The organism is Streptomyces sp. RB17 (assembly GCF_009604455.1).
In the GTDB taxonomy this organism is placed as follows: domain Bacteria; phylum Actinomycetota; class Actinomycetes; order Streptomycetales; family Streptomycetaceae; genus Streptomyces.
Genome location: NZ_WEGL01000009.1, coordinates 410,196 through 430,890, shown reverse-complemented (window position 1 = coordinate 430,890; position 20,695 = coordinate 410,196). Strand labels below are relative to the sequence as shown.

Here is a 20,695-nt window from a genome sequence, read left to right as displayed (position 1 = left end):
TGTCGATGACGACAGAATGTACGGGTGAGCACACATCGGGGCGACGCCGAAAAGGGCCGTCCGCTCACGGACGAGCCCAGATACGGCGACGCGCACGCATATACGTGCCCGCCCGCCGCGCACTGCCTCCCATCCGGACTTTAACCGTCGGTCCAGGAATTTCACCTGGTCAACCGGCCGCTGGAAGCGACCGGGTCGCGGACTGTAACCGCCGGTTCGGACTTTCACCGACCCCGGAGTGCGCTGCTTCTGGTACAGGGCCAGTCTGCCACGCCGGGCGGCACTCCAGACAGGCGGAAGGTGTGGGCTCCCTCACAGCATGTGTCGCCGGCCTTGCACGGCGCAGTCGGACCCGCGCAACTGCCGGACCCCCAGAGCGGATTGACCCTTGGTCCGGACCCATTGACCTTACTGGTCTAGTCCTTTTATCGTGCGGGCGGGTCCGGTGGCGGTGACGACGGCCCTTGCCCGCCGCCGGGCCGCCAGGGCTTCAGGGTGTGATCAGGACGTCGCCGGGTGTCTGGCAGGCTGAGCCGCATGACGTCATCCCCGCCCGCCGACGAGTTCGAGTCCCACCGGCCCCGCCTGTTCGGCCTCGCCTACCGCCTGCTGGGCTCCGCCCACGAGGCGGAGGACGCGGTGCAGGACGCGTATCTGCGGTTCAGCGGCGCCGACCGGGCGGCGATCGAGCAGCCGGGGGCGTGGCTCGCCAAGGCCGTCACCAACCTCTGTCTGACCCGGCTGACCTCGGCACGGGCGCGGCGCGAGGAGTACCCCGGGACGTGGCTGCCCGAACCGGTGCTCACCTCCGACGGCACGCTCGGCCCGCTGGAGTCGGCGGAGCGGCGCGAGCAGGTCTCCATGGCGCTGCTGGTCCTGCTGGAGCGGCTGACGCCGACCGAGCGGGCGGTGTACGTGCTGCGCGAGGCGTTCGGTTACGCCCACCGGGACATCGCCGGCGTCCTGGACCTGAGCGAGGCCAACTGCCGCCAGCTGTACCGGCGGGCGGTGGCCCGGGTCGCCGTGCCGGAGGGACGCTTCGAGCCGGCGCCGCAGCGGCGGGAGGAACTGCTCCTGTCCTTCCTCACGGCGGCCCGCGAGGGTGACCTGGCCGGCCTGGAGAAGATGCTCGCGGCGGACGTGACGTACTGGGGCGACGGCGGCGGCAAGGTGTCCGCGGTCCGGCGGCCGGTCGAGGGACGCGAGAAGGTGGTGCGCTTCCTGGTGGGCGGGGCCGAGCGGTTCACGGGCGGCCTGGACTTCGCGGTGGCGGAGGTCAACGGCACGAGCGCGCTGGTGGCGTGGGCGGGCGACGTGCTCGCAGGGGTGGCGTCCTTCGAGCTGCGGGACGGGCTGATCACCCACGTGCGGACCATGATGAACCCGGACAAGCTGGCCTACATGCAGCGGCAGCTGACCCGGTCGTAGCAGGGCCGTCCCGGGGCCTGTCACATTTCCGGGGGGCTGCGTGGTCTCAGCGCAGGAGGGTGTTCCGACCGGGGACACCCCGAGTCCGGAAGGACGGGATCAGCATGACCACCATCCTGGTGACCGGCGGGACCGGCACGCTCGGCACGCAGGTGACGGAGCGGCTGCGGGCGGACGGGCGCGAGGTGCGGGTGCTCAGCCGGCACACGCCGCCGTACGCCGTCGATCTGCGCGTCGGTGGCAGCGGGCTCGACACCGCGCTCGCCGGCGTGGAGACCGTGGTGCACTGCGCGACCACGCAGCGGGGTGGGGACGAGGCCTCCGCCGATCAGCTGATCGGCGCGGCCCGGCGGGCCGGGGTGGGCCATCTGGTCTACATCTCCATCGTCGGCATCGACCGGGTCCCGCTCGGCTACTACAAGACCAAGCTGGACGTGGAGCGGCGGATCGAGGAGTCGGGGCTCGGCTGGACCGTCCTGCGCACGACCCAGTTCCACGACCTGCTGGCCACGGTCCTCGGCGCACTGGCCAAGCCGCCCGTCATGCTGGTCCCGGCCGGGGTCCCGGACCAGCCGGTGGAGGTGACCGAAGTCGCGGACCGGCTGGTCGAGTTGGCGCTCGCCGCGCCGGCCGGGCGGGTGGCGGACATGGGCGGCCCCGAAGTACGGCCCCTGGACTCGCTGGCCCGCGCGTACCTCCGCGCGACCGGGCGGCGCCGGGCGGTCGCACCGGTGCCGCTGTTCGGCCGGACCTACCGGGCCTGCCGCGAGGGCGGACTGCTGGCGCCGGAACAGGCGGTGGGGAAGACGACGTTCGAGGAGTATCTGGGGCGCCGCTTCGGCGGGTGACGGATCGGCCGGGAGGGAGGGACGGGGTGGACGCGCAGGAGGTGATGCTCGACGAACTCGCCCAGGGCCTGCGGCCGCTGCCGGAGGGGATCGCCTGGTTCGAGGGCCTGAACACCGAGGAGCAGTCCGCCGTACGGCGCGATCTGTACCACTTCTGCGTCCAGGCCCGCGTCGGTCCTCGTCTCGCGCGGCCCGATCGGCATCCAGCTGGGCAAGGTGGCCGCGCTGACGCCGGACCATGAGCGGATCAAGGCGTTCCGGCTGCTGATCCAGGTCCTGTGGGCGGCGGACGCACGCAGTCGGGAGCGGTTCTGCGCCGCCGGCTGCAGCCACTTCTGGCACCGAGGGACGGGCGGGCCCGAGCCCGGGACACCGGCCGGCTGAGCCTCGGGGTCGGGGGCGGCGGGCGATCGGTCCTGGTTCGCGGAACGCCGGCGGGGGTGCGCACCGGGCGACCGGTGGGGCCGGGCGGGAGAACGGCCGGCTTGCGGTCAGTTCCGGTCCTGGGGTGCGAACAGGTCGTCCTGGGCGCGGTCGCGGGCGGTCAGCAGGGCGCCGCGCAGCACCGCCGTGCCGCCGAGGGTGCTCGGCCGTACCTCCGTGAGCAGGGGGGACATACGGCGGAGCCGCTCCTCCACCAGCCCCGCGAGTACCGCGCCGCCGGCCTGCCCGGCCTCGCCGCCCAGCACTACACAGCCGGGGTCGAGCACGGCCACCACGGACGCGGCACCGATGGCGATCCGATCGGCGAGGGCATGGAGAAAACGCTCGGCGGACCGCCCGGAAGCCGGCCCGCCCACACCGGCCGGCCGTTCGGGACCCGCGCCGTCCGAACCAGCGGACCCCTCGAAACCCGTACCGCCCGAGCCGGCGCGCTGTTCGGGACCCGTACCGCCCGGACCACCGAACCGCTCGAACCCCACACCACCCGAACCAGCAGACCTCTCGAACCCCGCACCGCCCGAGCCGGCGCGCTGTTCGGGACCCGTACCGCCCGGACCACCGAACCGCTCCAACCCCACACCACCCGAACCAATAGACCGCTCGAACCCCGCACCACCCGGACCAGCGGGCCGCTCACACCCCGAAGCGTCCGAACCCGCGCCCCGTTCGCCGCCCGCACCTGCCGCGCCGGAGTCGGCTCCCGCTCCCGACAGCTCCGCCACGGCCTCCCGGATCACCATCGCCGTGCCCGGTCCGTCCATCGTGGCCGGGACCGGCAGGCCGTGCTGCGCCGCCAGGGTGCCGATCGCCGCCGCGCCCGCCAGGGAGTGGAAGCCTCCGTCGCAGTCCCTGGCCGAAGGCAGTGAATCCGTGCCCGGCACCGGCAGGAAGCCGATCTCGCCCGTGCCGCCCGAGGCGCCGCGGCGCAGGGTGCCGTCGAGGACGACCGCAGCGCCGACGCCGTGGCCCAGCCAGAGCAGGACGAAGGTGTCCCGGTCCCGGGCGGCGCCCTCACGCTGTTCGGCCAGGGCGGCGAGGTTGGTCTCGTTCTCGACGGTGACGCGGGCGCCTGGCAACCGTTCGTGCAGGGCCGCGGCCAGGCTGCGGTGCCACTCGGGCAGTCCGCCGGAGTCGCGCAGGTCGCCGGTGGCCGGGTCGATGAGGCCCGGCGCGCCGATGCCGACGGTGTGCAGCCTCCCCCACGCTCGAACGCCCTCGCGCGGGGGCGCCCCCATCGCCCCGGCCTCCTTGGCGGTCCGCTCCACCGCGGCCACCGCCTGCTCCACGGCGGGACCGGTGCCGGTGTCCCCGTCGATCGGCACGGACGCCTCGGCCAGCACCCGTCCGACCAGGTCGGAGACCAGGACGAAGACACCACCGGTACGGACGTCGAGCGCGGCCAGGTGGGCCCGGTCGGCGACGATGCCGTACAGCCGCGCGTTGGGGCCCCGGCGCTGCTCACCGGACTCGCCGACCACCGTGATCAGCCCGGCGGCGGTGAGCCGCTCCACGAGGTCGGCGACCGTCGGCCGGGACAGACCCGTCAGCTGCTTCAACTGCCCGGCCGTGAGCGGGCCTTCCTGTTGCAACAGGCGCAGGGCCAGGCGGTCGTTGATGGCCCGGGCGGTGCTGGGTGATGCGGGCATGACGGGAATCCTCCCAGATCGACGGGACCGCGGGACGCCGGCGGCGGCCGTGAAACCGTCTATCTATCAGGCAGGGTCCCTGATAGTTTACGGCGGGTGCCGCGAGGGCGAGCCGTGGGGAGGGGCTGGAACATGAGTGACGTGGGCTTCGCGCGTGACGACGTGAGGCGCGCCCGGTACGCCGTGGCGGCCGTGTTCGCCGTGCACGGCGCCGTGACCGGCACCTTCGCCACCCGGGTGCCGTGGATCCAGGACCATGCTTCGCTCGGCGCGGGCCAGTTGGGCTTCGCGCTGGCCTTCACGGCGTTCGGCGCCTCCTGTGCGATGCCGCTGGCGGGCCGGATCAGCCACCGCTTCGGCAGCCGTACGGCCCTGCGCGGGCTGCTCGCGCTGTGGACGCTCTCCCTGGTCCTGCCGTCGCTCGCGCCGAATCTGTACACCCTGTGCCTGGCGATGTTCACCTACGGCGCGAGCGCGGGCATGGCCGACGTCGCGATGAACGCGCTCGGCGTCGAGATCGAGCGGCTGCTGGACAAGTCGATCATGTCGGGACTGCATGGCATGTGGAGCACGGGCGCCCTGATCGGCTCGGCGGCCGGCACGCTCGCGGCGCACCTCGGCTCGGACGCCCGTCTGCACTTCTCGCTCGCCTCGGCCGTGCTGACCGTACTCGGACTGGTGGCCTGCACCTGGGTGCTGGATCTGCAGCCCGCCGAGGACGAGGAGCCGCCGCCGCGGTTCGCGCTGCCGCCGCGCTCGGCGCTGCTGATCGGCACGGTCGGCTTCTGCGCGGTGTTCGCGGAGGGCGCGAGCCTGGACTGGTCGGCAGTGTTCCTGCGGGACCGGCTGGACAGCTCGGCCGGGGTGGCGGCGGCCTGCACGACCGGCTTCATGCTGACGATGGCCGTGGCCCGGATCGCCGGGGACGCCCTGGTGAACCGTTTCGGCGCGGTCCGTACCGTCCGGGCCGGCGGCATCCTGGCCGTGCTGGGAGGTCTGCTGATCGTCGTCGCCGGGCATCCGGCGGTGGCGATCGGCGGGTTCGCGCTGATGGGGCTCGGCATCGCGGTGGTCGTACCGCTCTGCTTCGCGGCGGCCGGACACGCCGGGCCCAACCCCAGCCAGGCCATCGCGGGCGTGGCGACGATCACCTACACCTCGGGCCTGATCGCTCCGAGCCTCATCGGCGGGGTGGCCCAGGCGACCAGCCTGGTCGTGTCGTTCTGCGTGGTGACGGCGCTGGCGTGCGGGCTCGCGGTGTTCGCGGGCGTGCTGCGCAGCGCCGAGCGCGGCGGCCGGACCGAGGTCAGCCGGCCGGCCGCAGCAGTTCCCGACCCACGGCCCTGAAGGCGTCGGACCAGGGCGCCGGACGCAGGGTCGTGGCGTCGAGCCGGACCAGCACCCGGGTGCCCTGGGCGTACGTCCGCGTGCCGTCGGCCGAGCAGAAGCGGAAGCCGTAGGTCAGGCCGGTGGTGCCGAGCCGGTCCAGCCAGAGGTGGACGGCGTAGGTGCCGGGGCTGGTCACGGGTGCCTCGTAGCCGATGCGCAGTTCACGGACCGCGTTGCAGGCGTCGCCGGCCGCGTGCCAGTCGCCGTCGAAGCGGACCCCGTGCTCGTTCCACAGCTCGGTCCAGGCGCGCTCGACCAGCAGCGGGTAGCGGGCGTTGTGCAGGAGGCCGAGCGCGTCGAGGTCGTCGAAGTGCACGGTGACGGGGATCAGCCGGCCGTAGGAGACGACGGGCGCGATCGGGGCTTCGGCGGTCACGGGAGGGGCTCCTGAACATTGCTGTTGCTGACGATCCATACTAAGCGACCGCTCAGAAGCCCCTCCCAGGTCCATCGGTCCGCTTCAGCCCGCTATGGAGTCCAGCTGCTCGGCGGCCGGCCGCAGCGCCCACAGGTCGCCGCCGGGCGGCGCCTCCAGCTTCGCCACGGCCGCCTCTGCCGCCGGATCGCCGGCGTCGGCCGCCGCGTGCACGACGTCCGTGGCCGCGTACCGGTGGAACTCCAGCTCCGGGTGCGGCCACGCGGCGGCGCCGGTCGCGGCGGGCAGCAGATAGTCGACCGCCTTGACCAGGCTCTGACCGTCCGGACCCCGGTACGACCACAGGTCCACGCCCACGTGCCGGCCGATCGCCGCGAGCCGGGTGTAGGCGACCAGGTCGAAGGTGGAGTAGTGCCAGCTGCGGGTGCGGGCGAGTTCCTGGGGCTGGCTGCCGTCGGCCGCGATCTGCGGGGCGATCCGCCTGGCCCGCGCGTCCAGCACGGTCCGCCGGGCCAGGGCGGTGTCACCGGTGGCGTAGGCGAGCGCGGCGAGCTGCATGTCGTAGAAGGTGCCGTGGTTGTTGGCGGCCGCACCCTCCTGCCTGCCGAAGTCGCTGTTCTTCAGCCAGTCCAGGAAGTCGGCGTTCCACCTGCCCATCGCGGAGCGGTCCGCGGCGCTCCAGCCGGGGGCGCCGGCGGCGAGGATCGCCTGGGCGTCGAGCACGCTGGTGTACGACTGGGAGAAGTCGATGATGCCGATGGCCCGGCCGTCGTACGTGCACGGGATGAACTGGGCGTGCTCCAGGTCGGGGTTCATCCGGGTGGCCGGGTCGAGGAACCAGGTGCGCAGGATCTGCCCGGCCTTCTCGGCGTAGGCCCGCTCGCCGGTGTAGTACCAGGCGAGCGCGAGGTCGTACGTCGAGTCGAAGACCTTCTCGGCGTCCTGCCGGTCCGTCCCGCTGTCGACCTCCGGATTGCGCTGCCCGTCGCGCTGGACGTACGGGCAGCCCCAGGGGTTGTCGGCGGTGGGGGTGGTCGTGGGCCACCAGTAGGGGGCCTGGCTCAGGTATTCGTGGACGTCGCCGCCAGGGGCGGGCCTCGGCTTGTCGACGACCGTCCAGGGGCCCTGGTCCAGCCAGGTGTCGGCGCGGGCGGTCAGGTCCCGCAGTGCGCGCCGGAGCCGGGGGTCGTGGTCCAGCCGGGCGCGGGTCTGCCGAAGGCGGCCGCCGTCGAGGACGGCGGTCCTCGGGGCCTGCGGCGCCGCGTGCGCGGAGGGGGCGTACGCGGCGTGCGCGGACGGCACGAGCGCGGCCCCGAGCGTCACCACCGCAGCCAGCAGCACGGCCGCACGGGATCTTCCACTCATCGAGCACTCCGATCTGCCACTGATCACAGAGTTGACCAGATATGTGAACGTAGTTCATGAGTAGGACCGTGCGAGCGTAGAACCGCTCCTTACCCGTGACAATGGTTCGGACCGTCTTCACGTACGTAAGAAAGCGAAACCTCACCATGGACCTCGGCGTGCGCTGGAAACTGCACGGTGACGGGCGCACGCCCGCGCCCGGAGCGGTGGTACGCCCCGACGAACGGCTCTCCTGGCCCCGCACCGTGGGCCTGGGCGCCCAGCACGTGGTCGCGATGTTCGGCGCGTCCTTCGTCGCGCCCGTCCTCATGGGCCTCGACCCGAACCTGGCCATCATGATGTCGGGCGTGGCGACCGCGATCTTCCTGCTCGCCACCCGCGGCCGGGTGCCGAGCTATCTGGGCTGTTCCCTGTCGTTCGTGGGCGTGGCCGCCGTCATCCGCGCCCAGGGCGGTACGAGCGCCACGGTGACCGGCGCGGTGTTCGTCGTCGGCGTGGTGCTGTTCCTGGTGGGGCTCGCGGTGCAGCGCTTCGGAGCGCGGATCATCCACGCCACCATGCCGCCGATCGTCACCGGCGCGGTCGTCATGCTGATCGGCTTCAACCTCGCCCCGGTGACCGCGGCCACCTACTGGCCCCAGGACCAGTGGACGGCGCTGCTGGTCATGCTGTTCACCGGGCTTGCCGTGGTCTGTCTGCGCGGCTTCTGGTCCCGGATCGCGATCTTCCTCGGGCTGGTCTTCGGTTACGGCATCTCCTGGGCCTTCGACCGGGTCTTCGGCAAGATCCACTCCATGGGCCCCGGCGGCAAGGTCACCGACCACTGGCGGCTCGACCTCTCCGGCGTCTCCAAGGCCGACTGGATCGGCCTGCCGCACTTCCACGGGCCCTCCTTCCAGTGGTCGGCGATCCTGGTCGCGCTGCCGGTCGTGATCGCGCTGGTCGCGGAGAACGCGGGCCACGTCAAGGCCGTCGGCGAGATGACCGGCGACCCGCTGGACGACAAGCTCGGCACGGCGATCTCGGCGGACGGCGTCGGGTCCATGCTGTCCACCGCGATGGGCGGCCCACCGAACACCACCTATTCCGAGAACATCGGCGTGATGGCCGCGACCCGCGTCTACTCCACCGCCGCCTACTGGGCCGCCGCCGGCTTCGCCCTGCTCTTCGGCGTCTGCCCCAAGTTCGGCGCGGTCGTGGCCGCGATCCCGGGCGGTGTCCTCGGCGGCATCACGGTGATCCTCTACGGCATGATCGGCCTGCTCGGCGCCCAGATCTGGCTGCACGCCAAGGTGGACCTGCGCAACCCGCTGAACCTGGTGCCGGCCGCCGCGGGCATCATCATCGGCGTCGGCAACGTCAGCCTGAAGTTCACCAGCAACTTCTCGCTCAGCGGCATCGCCCTCGGCACCCTGGTCGTCATCACCGGCTACCACGCGCTGCGCGCCTTCGCCCCGGCCCATCTGAAACAGCAGGAGCCGCTCCTGGACGAGGGCACGTCCGCCTACGACACGGAATCCGACGACGAGAAGGCTCCGCGCGCCACGTCATAGGCGTACGACGGTGTGACGGTCGCGACCACGCCCCGGCAGCCGCCGGACTCGCCCGGCGGCATCACCCACGCGTCGATCCGGGCCTCGCCGGTGTCCGGGGTCGGCGCCCGGCCCATCTTCCGGCCGGCCGATCGCACCACCGGCCGTCCGGCGGGGCGCCGTTGCCGTCGCGGCTGGTGTCGATCACGGCACCGAGGCGCGCCGGGCCGCCGAACGCGTCGAGGACCTGACGGTCGTAGGCGGTCTCGCCGGCGGTGGTGCGGCAGCCGGAGACGTTGCCGAGGACACCGTCGGCGGCGGCCGCCCCTCCTGCCGCAGCAGCACGGCCTGCCGGGCCGGCGGGTTCCAGCCGGAGTCGCCGGCGTCGTCGTCCACGGGGGCCCTCGGGTTCGCAGGCTTCAGGAACCTGCCGGCCCGGGCGGGATGCGTCGCGGCGGGTCGGCCGCGCCCCGAAGGGGCATGGAGCCGTGTCCGAACTGCGGCTGCCGCCGCGTGGTCGCGATCAGCCACGACGGGCCTGCGGACGATCGTCGACCTGTGACAGCCCTCCCGCCGGGCGTTCTGTGCCGAGACCACGCCCACGACGGAGCCGACCAGCACCCCTGCCGCAGGGCACGCCGGCGCGCGGCCCGGCGCTCGGCCAGGCGGCGGGCACGCAAGCCTGACACGGTGCCGCTCCCCCGCTTCCGTACCGCGGCGGTCCGTTCCCCCGTTCCGGCGAAGCACCGGGCCGGTCGGCGCGCGCGCCGGCCCAGGGCTGGGACCCTTCCCCCATGGCGCAGTTGGAACACCTCACCACCCCCGTCGACACGGTCGTCTCCCGGATGCGCGCGCTCGACGCGTCCCTGCCCGGACGGGACGGCGTCGCCGTGTTCAACCGCGTCTACCTCACCGTCACCGAGGAGGTCGACCGGCGCCTGGACGGCGGGGGGTTCCCGGATCCACGGGCGGCGACCGCGCTGGACGTGCGGTTCGCCGAGCGCTACCTGGCGGCGGTCGACGCGGCGGCCGCCGACCGCCGACCGCCCGCCTGCTGGCGTCCGCTGTTCCAGCTCCGCCGGCACCCCGGGGTACGTCCGCTGCAGTTCGCGCTGGCCGGCATCAACGCGCACATCGGGCACGACCTGGCGCTCGCCGTGGTGGACGCCTGCCGAACACTCGGCTGTGAACCACCCGAGCTGGAGGACGAGTTCGACCGCGTGGGCGAACTCCTCGTCTCGCTGGAGGAACGCATCCGCGAGGATCTGATGCCGGGCCCCGATCTGCTGCAGATCGCCGACCCGCTCACCCATCTGCTGGGCTCCTGGAGCCTGGAGCGGGCCCGCGACGCGGCCTGGGTGGCGGCGCGGGCCCTGTGGGCGCTGCGCCACTGCGCCGACATGGCCGGGGAGTTCGCCGAACGGCTGGACACGGTGGTGGGCTTCGCGGGGCGGATGCTGCTGACGCCGCTCGCCGACTGAACCTGGCCGGATTGCGCCCCTGCGCGAGTCGCCCGAGGAACACCCCGATGATCGCCGTACGTTGTCCGGCGGGTATCCGATCCGATCACAGAGGAGCAGCGGTATGGCGATCCGTCTCGGCCTGGGCCTCCCCCAGATGCGGCAGTATGCGATCGGCACGGACGTGCCCGCGGTGGCACGCGCCGCCGAGCGGATCGGCTACGACAGCCTGTGGGTCTTCGAACGGGCTCTGTTCCCCGAGCCCGCCACCCAGGGTCTGTACGGCGTCGAGGGCCTGCCCTGGCCCGACGAGTACCGGAACGTGGCGGACCCGCTGGTCACCCTCACCCTGGCCGCGGCGGCCACCGAGCGGGCCGAGCTGGGCTCCAGCGTCCTGGTGGCGCCGCTGCACCTGCCGTTCCAGCTCGCCAAGGCGCTGGCCTCGCTGGACGCGGCGAGCGGGGGCCGGGTCGTCGCGGGCTTCGGCACCGGCTGGTCGCTGGACGAGTACGCGGCCTCGGGGGTCCGGCCGATCGCGGAGCGCGGCGCGGTCCTGGACGAGATCATCGAGGTGTGCCGGGCCGTGTGGGGTCCCGATCCGGTCGTCCACGACGGGCAGCTGACCAAGATCACTTCTGCCGTGGTCGGGCCCAAGCCCGCCCGGCCGATCCCGGTGCTGCTGGCCGCGGGCGGCGGGCGGGCCTTCCGCAGGCTCGTCGACCATGCCGACGGGTGGCTGCCGGTGGGGATCGGTGCGCAGGCGGTCGCCGCCCAGTGGCGGCAGCTGCGGGAGCTGGCCGAGGAGCGGGGCCGTACGAAGCCGATCCGGACGGTGCTGCGGGTGAACACCAGCCGTCGGGCGAAGCCGTACGACGGGGCGGACCGCCGGCCCTTCCAGGGCGATGTCGACCAGATCGTGGCGGACCTCGTGGAGCACGCCGGCATCGGACTGGACGAGATCCTCATCGACCTTCAGGGCACCGCGCGGGACGCGCGCGAGCTGGCGGACGTCGCCGCGGAGGTGTTTGAAAAGGCGCGGGCGGCCGGAGTCTGAGTCCGGCCGCCCGCGCCTTGGTCCTTGCTCGCTCTTCTGTCAGTCCTCGGGCAGCTCCACGGGGGCGATCTCGTGGTACACGTCACCCGGGCCGGGGTTGGCCGGGTCGGTCTCGCCGCCGAAGTGGTGCATGACGCCCCAGACCGCGTTCAGCGCGGTCTGGATCGCGCCCTCGGCCCAGCCGGCCGTCCAGGAGATGTCGTCGCCGGCGAGGAAGATGCCGCGCTTGTCCTCGGGCAGCTTCTCCTGCATGAAGTGGGTGAACAGGCGCCGCTGGTAGCGGTAGTGGCCCGGCAGGTTGGCCTTGAACGCGCCCATGAAGTAGGGCTCGTTCTCCCAGGAGACCGTCACCGGGTTGCCGATGACGTGCTTCCTGATGTCGACCTTCGGGTAGATCTCGCCGAGTGACTTCAGCATGACCTCCATCCGCTCGTTCGCGGACAGCGGCAGCCACTTCAGGCTGTCGTCGCACCAGGTGTAGGACAGGCAGATCACGGCCGGCCTGTCCGGGCCGTCGTCCAGCAGGTAGGTGCCGCGGGTCATGCGGTCGGTCAGGGTCATCGACATGACGTCCCGGCCGGTGTCCTCGTCCTTGTCGAGCCAGAACGGCCGGTCGACCGGGACGAAGAGCTTGGAGCTCTCCATGTAGTGGGTGCGCTCGATCGCCGTCCAGTGGTCGATCGGGAACAGCGAGTCGTCGCACGCGATCTTGGACAGCAGCATCCAGGACTGGGCGGTGAAGATCGCCGCCTTGTAGGTGCGGATGTCGCCGTTCGCGTCCGTCACGGTGATCTGGTTGCCCGCGGTGCGGTGCAGCCGGGTCACGGCCGGGCGCGGCTCGCCGTCCACGTGCAGGGACTTCAGCGAGGTGCCGTACGGCCAGTGGACGATCTTCTCCGGCTCGCGCTCCCACAGGCGCAGCGGCAGCTGCTGGGATCCGCCGACGATGCCGCGGTGGTGGTCGTCGGCCTCGGTGTAGACGACGCGCAGGATCTCCAGGATGGAGTTCGGGAAGTCGGTGTCCCAGCCGCCGGTGCCGAAGCCGACCTGGCCGAAGATCTCACGGTGCCGGAAGGACTTGAACGCCTCGGAGTCGCAGAGGAAGCCGTAGAAGGTCTGGTTGTCGAGCTTCTCGACGAGCTTCGCCCAGATCTCGCGGATGCGCGGGACGTCCCGCTCGCGCATGGCGCGGTTCATGTCGGAGAAGTCGGCGCCCTCTTCGAGGCACTTGTTCCAGGCGTCGGCGACGTCCCGGTACACCTGGGGCAGGTCGTCGATGGTCTCGGCGTAGTGCAACTCGCCCTTGAGGTCCACGACGGTCGAGGGGGTGGCCTCGGCCAGCGGGTTCGGGAAGGGACTGGTCTCCAGGCCCACCAAGTCGATGTAGTGCTGGAGGGCGGTGGAGGACGGCGGGAAGCGCATCGCGCCCATCTCGGCGGTCAGCGACTCGTCGCAGCCCTCGAAGCCGACCGTGCGCAGCCGGCCGCCGATCTGGTCGGCCTCGTAGACGACGGGCTTGAGGCCCATCTTCATCAGCTCGTACGCGGCCACGATGCCGGACAGGCCGCCGCCGATGACCGCGACCTCGGTGCCGTGCTCGGTCGCGGGTATCTGGCCGAGACCCGCCGGGTGGGCGAGGAAGTCGTCGTAGGCGTAGGGGAAGTCCGGGCCGAACATGGTGATCGGCGGCTGCTGCTCGTCGGTGTGCTCGACGGCGTTGGGCACCGTGGACGTCATGGGGTACGGACTCCTTGCACGAGGTGAAACAGGGGGAGGCTGTTACGGCGGCTCAGCCGAGGGACCCGTACAGACCGGGGCGGCGGTCCTCCAGGTACGGGTTGGCCTCGCGGGAGGCGGCCAGGAAGGCGGGATCGGCGTCGGCGAACACCAGCTGCTCGGTGCGGCCGGCCCGGGTGCGGGCGACGCCGTCGGGACCGGCGAGCACGGAGAGGCCGACGAACTCGAACTCCCCTTCCTGGCCGACCCGGTTGACGTAGGCGACGTACATCTGGTTCTCCCAGGCGCGCACCGGCACGAGGGACTCGGCGACGAACTGGAAGGGGTGCATCTGCGCGGTCGGGACGACGAGGAGGTCGGTGCCGGCCAGGGCGTGGGCGCGGACGTTCTCCGGGAACTCGACGTCGTAGCAGATCATCAGGCCGACGGTGAGGCCGTTCAGCTCGGCCTGCACGACCGGCTGCTCGCCCGGCGTGAAGTGATCGCGTTCGAAGCAGCCGAAGAGGTGGGTCTTGCGGTAGTTCGCGAGCCGGGTGCCGTCGGCGGAGATCAGCTGGGCGGAGTTGTACACGGTCTCGCCGTCGCGCTCCGGGTAGCCGTAGACGATGGCGAGGCCGTGCCGGTGGGCCAGCTCGGCGATCGCGTCCGCGCTGTCGCCGTCGGCGGGCTCGGCGAGGCGGGCGATGTCGTCGCCGATCGCGTACCCGGTCAGGAACATCTCCGGTGCGGCGAGCAGCGCGGCGCCCGCGGCGGCGGCACGGCCCGCGGCCTCGTCGAGGACCTTGAGGTTCTCGGCGATCGAGCCGGGGCGGCCGGAGCTCTGGAGCAGGGCGGTGCGCATGCGGATCCTCACCGGAAAGTGGCTTCGGGGGTGGCCCTCGACGTTTTCGGGGCCATGAAAAAGGTACGGTCGGCGCGCTCGGCCGGACAAGAAGGAGCCGTTGCGCGCCCGTGCGCGGTTCATTGCGTGGAGTCCGGGCCGGACGGCGATTCGTTGCGCGCTCCCGTGGCCGGTTCCCGTCGCCCCTGAGACGCAGGTCACGGCTGGGGTTCCCCGCCGGACGGGGAGGCGGTGTCCCGGCAGCTAGATCTCCCGCAGCAGCCGCACGATCTCCTGCAGCAGTCGCGGGTCGGTGGCCGGGTCACCGGCCGGGCGGCGGGGCTCGTCGACGCGGATCAGGCCCGCCTCGGCCAGGTCACCGAGCAGCACCCGCAGGACGGTCAGGGGCAGGTCGGCGTCCGCGGCCAGCTCCACCACGGGACGCGGACCGCGCCGGATCAGGTCGAGCAGGGCGGCACGGGCATGGTCGACGTCCGGTCCCGGCACGTCGGTGTCCAGCGCGGTGACCCGGGACATCAGGTCGATCGGGTGCGCGCCTGCGGGCCGGGTGCGGCCGCGGGTCACCGTGTAGGGGCGCACCATCGAACCGGTCTCGTCCTCGTACCAGTGCTCGTCGCTCACCGCGGGATCATCTGGGGCTGCGGGCGGCCGCGTCCAGGTGGCGGCCGAGTCGACGGACGAGCAGGGCCATCTCGTGGGCGAGCTGGCCGACATCGGTGCCGGCCTCGCTGAGGACGGCGAGCCGGCTGCCGTGCCCGGCCGGGGTGATGAAGAGGTAGGCGTCGTCGAGCATCACCATGGTCTGCCGTACCTCGCCGGCGGCGAACCGCTCGCCAGCCGAGCGGGCCAGGCCGTGGAAGCCGGAGCAGACCGCGGCCAGGTGCTCGATGTCCCGCCGGCGCATCCCGTCCGAGCTGCTGAGCGGGAGGCCGTCGGCGGTCAGCAGCACGGCCTGCCGGACGTGCTCGGTGCGCGCCACGAGATCGTCCAGCAGCCAGCCGAGGCCCGTGCCGGGCGCTGCGGCGGGCGATGCGGTCGGCTCGGGGATCTGGTCGTCACCGTCCATCGTCGGAGTCGGTCCCTTCGTCGGCGTGGGTGGTCATGGCGTCGGTGATCACGTCGTCCGGGTGGTCGGGGGTGGGGGCGTGTTCCGGAGCGGCGGGTGCGGGTTCCGCGGCCGGTGCGGGTTCCGCGGCCGGTGCGGGTTCCGGGGCCGGTGCGGGTTCCGCGGCCGGTGCGGGTTCCGGGGCCGGTGCGGGTTCCGCGGCGCGTGCGGGTTCCGCGGCGCGTGCGGGTTCCGCGGCGCGTGCGGGTTCCGCGGCGCGTGCGGGTTCCGCGGCGCGTGCGGGTTCCGCGGCGGGTGCGGGGGTGGGCGCGTGTTCAGGCGCGGGTGCGTGGGGGCTGGTGGCGCCGTTCCCCGCGCCCCCGGGGGACTGCGGTGCCGTCGGCTGCGCGGCAGCGGTGTCGCGAGTCGCCGGCAGGCCCTTGCGGCCACGGTCGAGGCCGCGCTGGAAGGCGCCGAAGATCGCGCGCATGTCCTCGGCGTCGATCTCGCGCTCGGGTCCGGTGTCGCGCGGCGGCGGTTCGTCCCGCAGCTCCCGGGCAAGGGAGGCCTGCCGGGTCCGGCTGGGCAGAGCGGGCGGAGCCACCGTCGACCCGGATACGGTCTCGGGGCCGGTCCTGGGCGCGGACGACGGCCACTCCCCCCTGATGACCCCGGACTTGGCCTCCGAACCACGGGCAGGCGCCGCCGTCCGGGGTACCGGCGTCGGCGCCGTCGCCGGCAACCCGGACACAGGCGAGGCCGACGACCGGTCCCCCTTCGGCACCTCGGACACGGACTCGGAGTCGAGGGCGGGCACGGACACGGCCCCCGCACCCGGCGCAGGCACGGACGCGAGTCGGTTGCGGCGGGGCGGTTCACCGGCGGGCGGGCGCTGCGGCTCGCCCGGTCCGGGTTCGGCCGGCCGCTTTCTGGACAGCAACTCACCCACGGCTGCGCCCCGTTCGCGTGGCTCCGCCTGCGCCAGCACCGCCTCCGGCAACAGCACCACCGCCGTCGTGCCGCCGTACGGCGAGTCCCCGAGGCTCACCTCGATGCCGTGGCGGGCGGCGAGGCGGCCGACGACGTAGAGGCCGAGGCGGTCGTGGCGGGTGGGGTCGAAGGCGTCGGGGTCGGTGAGGGTGGCGTGGGCCTGGGCGCGGGCGTCGGCGTCGAGGCCGAGGCCCCGGTCGTCGATCTCCAGCACGAACCCGCTCCCGACCCGCCCGGTGCGCAGCGTGACCTGGGTGTGCGGCGGCGAGAAGACCGTGGCGTTCTCCAGGAGTTCGGCGATGAGGTGGACGACGTCGGCGACCGCGTCCGCCGCCACGCCCAAATCCGGCATCGGCGGCACCACCACGCGCGCGTAGTCCTCGATCTCGCTGACGGCCGAGGCGACGACGTCCGCGACGGGCACGGGCCGGCGCCAGCGGCGGCCGGGCGTGGCGCCGGAGAGGATGATCAGGCTCTCCGCGTGCCGGCGCATGCGCGTGGTCAGGTGGTCGATGCGGAACAGCTCGCGCAGGATGTCGGGGTCCTCGGTGCGCCGTTCCAGGGTGTCGACGAGCTTCAGCTGGCGGTGCACCAGCGCCTGGTTGCGGCGCGCGATGTTGAGCAGTACCGCGAACAGGCCGCGGCGCAGGGTCGCCTGTGTGACGGCGGCCTCGACGGCGGCGAGCCGCGCGGTGTTGAAGGAACGGCCGACCTGCCCGATCTCGTCGTCGCGCACCTCGTCGGCGGCCAGCGGTGGCGCCTCCGCCGCCGCATCGACCTCCTCGCCGGCGCTCAACCGCCGCATGACCTCGGGCAGCCGGCGCTGTGTCAGGACGTCGGCGGCGTCCCGCAGGGTCTCCAGGCGCCGCGAGATGCGCCGCGCACCGCGCACCGCGAACCACAGCGACAGCCCCACGGCGGCAAGCCCCACCACGCCGACGACGGCCGACTTGGTCAGCTCGCGATAGGCGAAGGCCCGCCCGCGTGCCGCGGAGTTCTCGGCGGACCGCGTGCACAGCTGCATGTACCGCTTCACAGCCCGGTCGGTGGTGGACCGCCAGGTGTCCGCCGCGACGGCCTGCCCGGCGCCCGCGGCTCCGGCCCGCAGCAGCGCGTCCTCGCCGCGTACCAGCGAGCGGTACAGGTCCCCGCGCTGGAAGTCCTCGAACAGGGCACGCGAGTCGGTGGGCAGGTCCGGCACGTACGTCCGCTGGAACACCCGCCGGTCCTCGATGGTGGCGGTCAGCGTGTCGTACTGCCGGTCGGTCAGCGTGCCGGCCGCCCGCGCCCCGGCGACCAGCGCGTCCTCGCGCGAGACGAACTCCCTGACCCGCACCAGCTCGATGACGACCTGCGCCTCGCGGGCGAGCTGTCCGGCCTGGAGGGCGGTGAGCGTGGACTCCACGTCGAAGCCGGGCTCGACGAGCGCGCTGTACTCGTCGACGGCCCGGTCCCAGGTGATGTGCCGGGACAGCACCTTCGAGCGCAGCCCCTCCAGCTTCCCGGTCACCGCCGCCATGGTGTCCAGCGCCTGCCGCTGCCGGGCCGTGAGCCGGCTGCGGTCGCCACCCCGGATCGCCTGCCGCATGGCGTCGACGGCCCGGTCGGTACGGCGCTGCTGTTCGAGCAGCTGACCACCCGTGGCCGTGTCGAGGCAGGCGCCCAGGTAGGCGGCGGACATCCGGCGCTCGATCTGGATCTGCCCGATCGCGGTGTCCACGGGGGTGCCGAAGTCCTCGTACACCCCCTGGAGCCGGATCAGCCCGCGCAGTTCGGCGGTGACGGACACCATCGCGAAGCCCCACAGCGTCATCAGCGCGACGGCCGGAGCGAGCGCGAGGGCCACGATCCGGGCGCGGACGGTGGTGGGACGGCCGAGGGGCCAGCGCATGGAGTACCTGCCGGGGTTACCAGTCGGTAGAAAGTGCGGCACAACCTACGGGACAGTCACCCCGCAACGCAATGGTGACCTGTGGTAACCCCCGGTCACATCCTGGTCAAGGCGAAGGTGGTGACGACCGCCGCGTGATCGGAGGGCCAGTCGTTGTCCGCGACGTCCGGCCAGGGCCGGGGGGTGCCGGTGACGAGGGTTCGCGCGTCCCGCACGGTCAGGCCCCGGTGCAGGACGTAGTCGATCCGGTCCTGCGGCTCGGGCCGTCCGCTGCCGTCCTCGTGCACCGGGTGGATCGGCGACCAGGTGTGGCCGGGCTCGGCCGCCGGGTCCGGGTGGGCCTCGCGGTAGGAGTCGGCGAAGCCCGCGTCCTCGGCGGCCTGGGTCACCGGCCAGGCCACGTCCGGCCAGTCCAGGTGGGAGGGGCAGTTGAAGTCGCCGACCAGGACGACCGGGACACCCGAACCGGACGACTGGGCGATGCGGTCCAGGGCGTCCCGCATCTGCGCCAGCCGCAGCTCCTCGTGAGCGATGAGTTCCGCCGCCGGCAGTCCGTCGAAGGCGGACTCGTAGGGGCCGTACGGCGTGTAGTGCAGATGCGCGGTCCACACGTCGACCTCGCGGCCGGGTGCCACCGCGATCCGGACGCCCGCGGCGCCGTAGAAGCCGACGTCCGGGTCGCCGAAGCGGGCGGTGATGGGGTGGCGGCTGATGACGCCGAGGTTCTCGCCGGCCCGGTGGTGGTGCCAGCCGAGCGCCTCGGCGAGCTCCTGGGCCGCGCTGCCGCCCGTCTCCTGGAGTCCGACGACGTCGGCGCCGCTCTCCAGGACGACCTTGAGCTGCTTGGCCCGGTGGTCGTCGACCTCGCTGCCGCCGAGCCACAGGTTCCAGCTCATGACCCGCAGTTCGGGCGCGACCATCCGCCCCAGTTCCTCGACCGTCACCCCGGTGAGGCTCTCCCGTACGGTCCGGCCGGGCGCGGTCCCGATCGGCGCGAGGGACGGTACGGCGAGGACCGCGCACCCGGCGGCCTCGGCGGAGGCGACGCCGGTCTCGGTGTCCTCGACGGCCACGCAGGCGGCGGGGTCGACACCGAGGGCACGGCAGGCGGCCCGGTAGGGGTCGGGCGCCGGCTTGGTGCGGGCTGTGTCGTCGGCGGTGACGGAGGCCGCGAACCGCTCGGCGCCGAGGGCGTCGAGGACGACGTCGGCGACAGCGCGCGGGGACGCGGTGACCAGGGCGACCGGGACACCGGCGGCGGCCAGCGCGTCCAGCAGGGCCGGCGCGCCGGGCCGGGGCACGATCCCGGTGCGGACGCGGTCGGCGAACTCGCGGTGCAGTTCGGCCGCGAGGTCCGCCTCCGGCCGGCCCGTCGCCGTACCGAGCCAGGCGGCGGTGTGCTCGACCGGGCGGCCGAGCACGTCGGGCTGGTCGGCCTCGGTCAGCGGGCGCCCGGCGACCTGCTCGACCGCCTCCCACCACAGCCGCTCGGTGTCGACGAGCGTGCCGTCCATGTCGAACAGAACGGCCTGCAGCGGGCGTTGATGGGTCTGGGGGGTCACGTTCGGGAGATTCCTCACTTCTGGATACGTTCGGCCACGAGCACCGGCCGCTCGGGCAGCGACACGTCGACGGCGGCTCCGGCGCCGAGTCCGCCGGCCTCGTGGGCGGGCAGGTCGGCCTTGACCTCGGTGCCGTCGGCGAGCCGTACGGTGACGCGGACGACCGCGCCGAGGAAGGCGGTGGCGACGATCCGGGCGGTGCCCTGCGCGTCGGCGCCCACCCGGACGGCCTCCGGCCGCACCAGCACGTCCACCGGGCCGTCGGGCACCTCGCCGTCGGCCGGCAGCCGCTGCCCGAGCACCTCGACCGTGCCGTCCTTGAGCTCGCCCGGGATCCGGCTCATGGTGCCGACGAACTCGGCGACGAAGGCGGTGGCGGGGCGGCCGTACAGCTCGGCCGGTTCGGCGCACTGTTCGAGGCGGCCGGCGCGCATGACGGCGACCCGGTCGGCGACCGAGAGGGCCTCCTCCTGGTCGTGGGTCACGAACAGGGTGGTGATGCCCAGCTCCTGCTGGAGCCGGCGGATCTCCTCGCGCAGGGTGAGCCGCACCTTGGCGTCCAGCGCGGACAGCGGCTCGTCGAGCAGGAGCACGCGCGGGCGCAGGGCCAGGGCGCGGGCCAGCGCGATGCGCTGCTGCTGGCCGCCGGACAGCTGGTGCGGATAGCGCTCGCCCTTGTCGGCGAGTCCCACCAGCTCCAGCAACTCGGCTGCGCGGGCCCGCCGTTCGGCCGTCCGCACGCCGCGCATGCGCAGCCCGAAGGCGACGTTGTCGACGGCGTTCAGGTGCGGGAAGAGGCTGTACGACTGGAAGACCATGCCGGCGTCGCGGCGGTGGGCCGGTACGTGCGTGACGTCCTCGCCGTCCACCAGCACGGCGCCGGAGTCGGGGTGCTCGAACCCGGCGAGCATGCGCAGCGCGGTGGTCTTGCCGCAGCCGGAGGGTCCGAGCAGGGCCAGGAACTCCCCCGGGCGGACGGTCAGGTCGAGGCCGTCGAGGGCGACGGTGGACCCGAACTCCCGCCGCAGCGCACGGAATTCGACGGTGGCGGCCTGGGTGCGGGTCTCGGGCAGGGTGGCGGTCATAT

Annotated in this window: 16 protein-coding genes, 2 pseudogenes and 1 riboswitch; of the genes and pseudogenes, 7 read left to right on the top strand and 11 right to left on the bottom strand. The window is 73.2% G+C overall.

Annotated features, from left to right (window positions below; genetic code table 11):
* Nucleotides 1-115: 115 nt before the first annotated feature.
* Nucleotides 116-246, bottom strand: a riboswitch (FMN riboswitch).
* Nucleotides 247-537: 291 nt separating this feature from the next.
* The 3 genes and pseudogenes from SRB17_RS35850 (at nucleotide 538) to SRB17_RS47730 (ending at nucleotide 2,660) form a co-directional block, all read left to right on the top strand.
* Nucleotides 538-1,428: an RNA polymerase sigma-70 factor gene (locus tag SRB17_RS35850; RefSeq protein WP_153544748.1), complete on the top strand. Its 891-nt coding sequence runs from the start codon at nucleotides 538-540 to the stop codon at nucleotides 1,426-1,428.
* Between the two features lie 104 nt (nucleotides 1,429-1,532).
* On the top strand, nucleotides 1,533-2,276 hold the full coding sequence (locus SRB17_RS35845; RefSeq protein ID WP_153544746.1) for an SDR family oxidoreductase: 744 nt from the start codon (nucleotides 1,533-1,535) through the stop codon (nucleotides 2,274-2,276).
* 44 nt (nucleotides 2,277-2,320) lie between these two features.
* Nucleotides 2,321-2,660: pseudogene (locus SRB17_RS47730) on the top strand (DUF5958 family protein).
* Between the two features lie 107 nt (nucleotides 2,661-2,767).
* Here SRB17_RS47730 and SRB17_RS35835 read toward each other — a convergent pair.
* On the bottom strand, nucleotides 2,768-4,366 hold the full coding sequence (locus SRB17_RS35835) for an ROK family transcriptional regulator (protein WP_153544744.1): 1,599 nt from the start codon (nucleotides 4,364-4,366) through the stop codon (nucleotides 2,768-2,770).
* Between the two features lie 132 nt (nucleotides 4,367-4,498).
* Between SRB17_RS35835 and SRB17_RS35830 the strand changes: the two genes are divergently transcribed.
* Nucleotides 4,499-5,713 carry an MFS transporter gene (locus tag SRB17_RS35830; RefSeq protein WP_153544742.1) on the top strand — a complete coding sequence of 405 codons (1,215 nt, stop codon included), beginning with the start codon at nucleotides 4,499-4,501 and terminating at the stop codon, nucleotides 5,711-5,713.
* On the opposite strand, the gene SRB17_RS35825 is transcribed toward SRB17_RS35830, so the two are convergent.
* On the bottom strand, nucleotides 5,673-6,131 hold the full coding sequence (locus SRB17_RS35825; protein ID WP_323376827.1) for an acyl-CoA thioesterase: 459 nt from the start codon (nucleotides 6,129-6,131) through the stop codon (nucleotides 5,673-5,675). The genes SRB17_RS35830 and SRB17_RS35825 overlap by 41 nt on opposite strands.
* A gap of 84 nt (nucleotides 6,132-6,215) precedes the next feature.
* Nucleotides 6,216-7,496: an alginate lyase family protein gene (locus tag SRB17_RS35820; RefSeq protein ID WP_153544738.1), complete on the bottom strand. Its 1,281-nt coding sequence runs from the start codon at nucleotides 7,494-7,496 to the stop codon at nucleotides 6,216-6,218.
* A gap of 146 nt (nucleotides 7,497-7,642) precedes the next feature.
* On the opposite strand from SRB17_RS35820, the gene SRB17_RS35815 reads away from it, so the two are divergent.
* On the top strand, nucleotides 7,643-9,049 hold the full coding sequence (locus SRB17_RS35815; protein WP_153544736.1) for a uracil-xanthine permease family protein: 1,407 nt from the start codon (nucleotides 7,643-7,645) through the stop codon (nucleotides 9,047-9,049).
* Here SRB17_RS35815 and SRB17_RS35810 read toward each other — a convergent pair.
* Nucleotides 9,001-9,469, bottom strand: a pseudogene (locus SRB17_RS35810) (glycoside hydrolase family 6 protein); the annotation flags it as partial. The gene SRB17_RS35815 and the pseudogene SRB17_RS35810 overlap by 49 nt on opposite strands.
* Before the next feature lie 353 nt (nucleotides 9,470-9,822).
* On the opposite strand from SRB17_RS35810, the gene SRB17_RS35805 reads away from it, so the two are divergent.
* Nucleotides 9,823-10,509, top strand: coding sequence for a DUF5995 family protein (locus tag SRB17_RS35805; RefSeq protein ID WP_153544734.1), 687 nt, complete (start codon nucleotides 9,823-9,825; stop codon nucleotides 10,507-10,509).
* 103 nt (nucleotides 10,510-10,612) lie between these two features.
* Nucleotides 10,613-11,542, top strand: a complete 930-nt coding sequence (locus SRB17_RS35800; protein ID WP_153544732.1) for an LLM class F420-dependent oxidoreductase — start codon at nucleotides 10,613-10,615, stop codon at nucleotides 11,540-11,542.
* A gap of 39 nt (nucleotides 11,543-11,581) precedes the next feature.
* Here SRB17_RS35800 and SRB17_RS35795 read toward each other — a convergent pair whose 3' ends face one another.
* The 7 genes from SRB17_RS35795 to SRB17_RS35765 all read right to left on the bottom strand — a co-directional run bounded on the left by SRB17_RS35795 (nucleotide 11,582) and on the right by SRB17_RS35765 (nucleotide 20,693).
* The gene (locus SRB17_RS35795) at nucleotides 11,582-13,279 is read right to left on the bottom strand and encodes a flavin monoamine oxidase family protein (protein ID WP_153544730.1); all 1,698 of its coding nucleotides are present in this window, start codon (nucleotides 13,277-13,279) and stop codon (nucleotides 11,582-11,584) included.
* 52 nt (nucleotides 13,280-13,331) lie between these two features.
* The gene (locus tag SRB17_RS35790) at nucleotides 13,332-14,120 is read right to left on the bottom strand and encodes a carbon-nitrogen hydrolase family protein (protein WP_153544728.1); all 789 of its coding nucleotides are present in this window, start codon (nucleotides 14,118-14,120) and stop codon (nucleotides 13,332-13,334) included.
* A gap of 243 nt (nucleotides 14,121-14,363) precedes the next feature.
* Complete coding sequence (locus SRB17_RS35785) at nucleotides 14,364-14,741, bottom strand: DUF742 domain-containing protein (protein WP_323376825.1); 378 nt, start codon at nucleotides 14,739-14,741, stop codon at nucleotides 14,364-14,366.
* Between the two features lie 7 nt (nucleotides 14,742-14,748).
* Nucleotides 14,749-15,186 (bottom strand): roadblock/LC7 domain-containing protein, encoded by a 438-nt coding sequence (locus SRB17_RS35780; protein WP_153544724.1) that lies wholly within the window; start codon nucleotides 15,184-15,186, stop codon nucleotides 14,749-14,751.
* Complete coding sequence (locus SRB17_RS35775; RefSeq protein ID WP_228396444.1) at nucleotides 15,176-18,046, bottom strand: ATP-binding protein; 2,871 nt, start codon at nucleotides 18,044-18,046, stop codon at nucleotides 15,176-15,178. The genes SRB17_RS35780 and SRB17_RS35775 overlap by 11 nt, the downstream gene beginning before the upstream one ends.
* 95 nt (nucleotides 18,047-18,141) lie before the next feature.
* Nucleotides 18,142-19,608 carry an HAD-IA family hydrolase gene (locus SRB17_RS35770; protein ID WP_323376824.1) on the bottom strand — a complete coding sequence of 489 codons (1,467 nt, stop codon included), beginning with the start codon at nucleotides 19,606-19,608 and terminating at the stop codon, nucleotides 18,142-18,144.
* Nucleotides 19,609-19,622: 14 nt separating this feature from the next.
* Nucleotides 19,623-20,693 carry an ABC transporter ATP-binding protein gene (locus SRB17_RS35765; protein WP_153545027.1) on the bottom strand — a complete coding sequence of 357 codons (1,071 nt, stop codon included), beginning with the start codon at nucleotides 20,691-20,693 and terminating at the stop codon, nucleotides 19,623-19,625.
* Nucleotides 20,694-20,695: the final 2 nt, after the last annotated feature.

What these genes read in the sequence shown, in the direction of transcription:
- SRB17_RS35850 (WP_153544748.1), top strand. Translation starts at nt 538, where the DNA reads ATGACGTCATCCCCGCCCGCCGACGAGTTCGAGTCCCACCGGCCCCGC.
- SRB17_RS35845 (WP_153544746.1), top strand. Translation starts at nt 1,533, where the DNA reads ATGACCACCATCCTGGTGACCGGCGGGACCGGCACGCTCGGCACGCAG.
- SRB17_RS35835 (WP_153544744.1), bottom strand. Translation starts at nt 4,366, where the DNA reads ATGCCCGCATCACCCAGCACCGCCCGGGCCATCAACGACCGCCTGGCC.
- SRB17_RS35830 (WP_153544742.1), top strand. Translation starts at nt 4,499, where the DNA reads ATGAGTGACGTGGGCTTCGCGCGTGACGACGTGAGGCGCGCCCGGTAC.
- SRB17_RS35820 (WP_153544738.1), bottom strand. Translation starts at nt 7,496, where the DNA reads ATGAGTGGAAGATCCCGTGCGGCCGTGCTGCTGGCTGCGGTGGTGACG.
- SRB17_RS35815 (WP_153544736.1), top strand. Translation starts at nt 7,643, where the DNA reads ATGGACCTCGGCGTGCGCTGGAAACTGCACGGTGACGGGCGCACGCCC.
- SRB17_RS35805 (WP_153544734.1), top strand. Translation starts at nt 9,823, where the DNA reads ATGGCGCAGTTGGAACACCTCACCACCCCCGTCGACACGGTCGTCTCC.
- SRB17_RS35800 (WP_153544732.1), top strand. Translation starts at nt 10,613, where the DNA reads ATGGCGATCCGTCTCGGCCTGGGCCTCCCCCAGATGCGGCAGTATGCG.
- SRB17_RS35795 (WP_153544730.1), bottom strand. Translation starts at nt 13,279, where the DNA reads ATGACGTCCACGGTGCCCAACGCCGTCGAGCACACCGACGAGCAGCAG.
- SRB17_RS35790 (WP_153544728.1), bottom strand. Translation starts at nt 14,120, where the DNA reads ATGCGCACCGCCCTGCTCCAGAGCTCCGGCCGCCCCGGCTCGATCGCC.
- SRB17_RS35780 (WP_153544724.1), bottom strand. Translation starts at nt 15,186, where the DNA reads ATGGACGGTGACGACCAGATCCCCGAGCCGACCGCATCGCCCGCCGCA.
- SRB17_RS35775 (WP_228396444.1), bottom strand. Translation starts at nt 18,046, where the DNA reads ATGCGCTGGCCCCTCGGCCGTCCCACCACCGTCCGCGCCCGGATCGTG.
- SRB17_RS35765 (WP_153545027.1), bottom strand. Translation starts at nt 20,693, where the DNA reads ATGACCGCCACCCTGCCCGAGACCCGCACCCAGGCCGCCACCGTCGAA.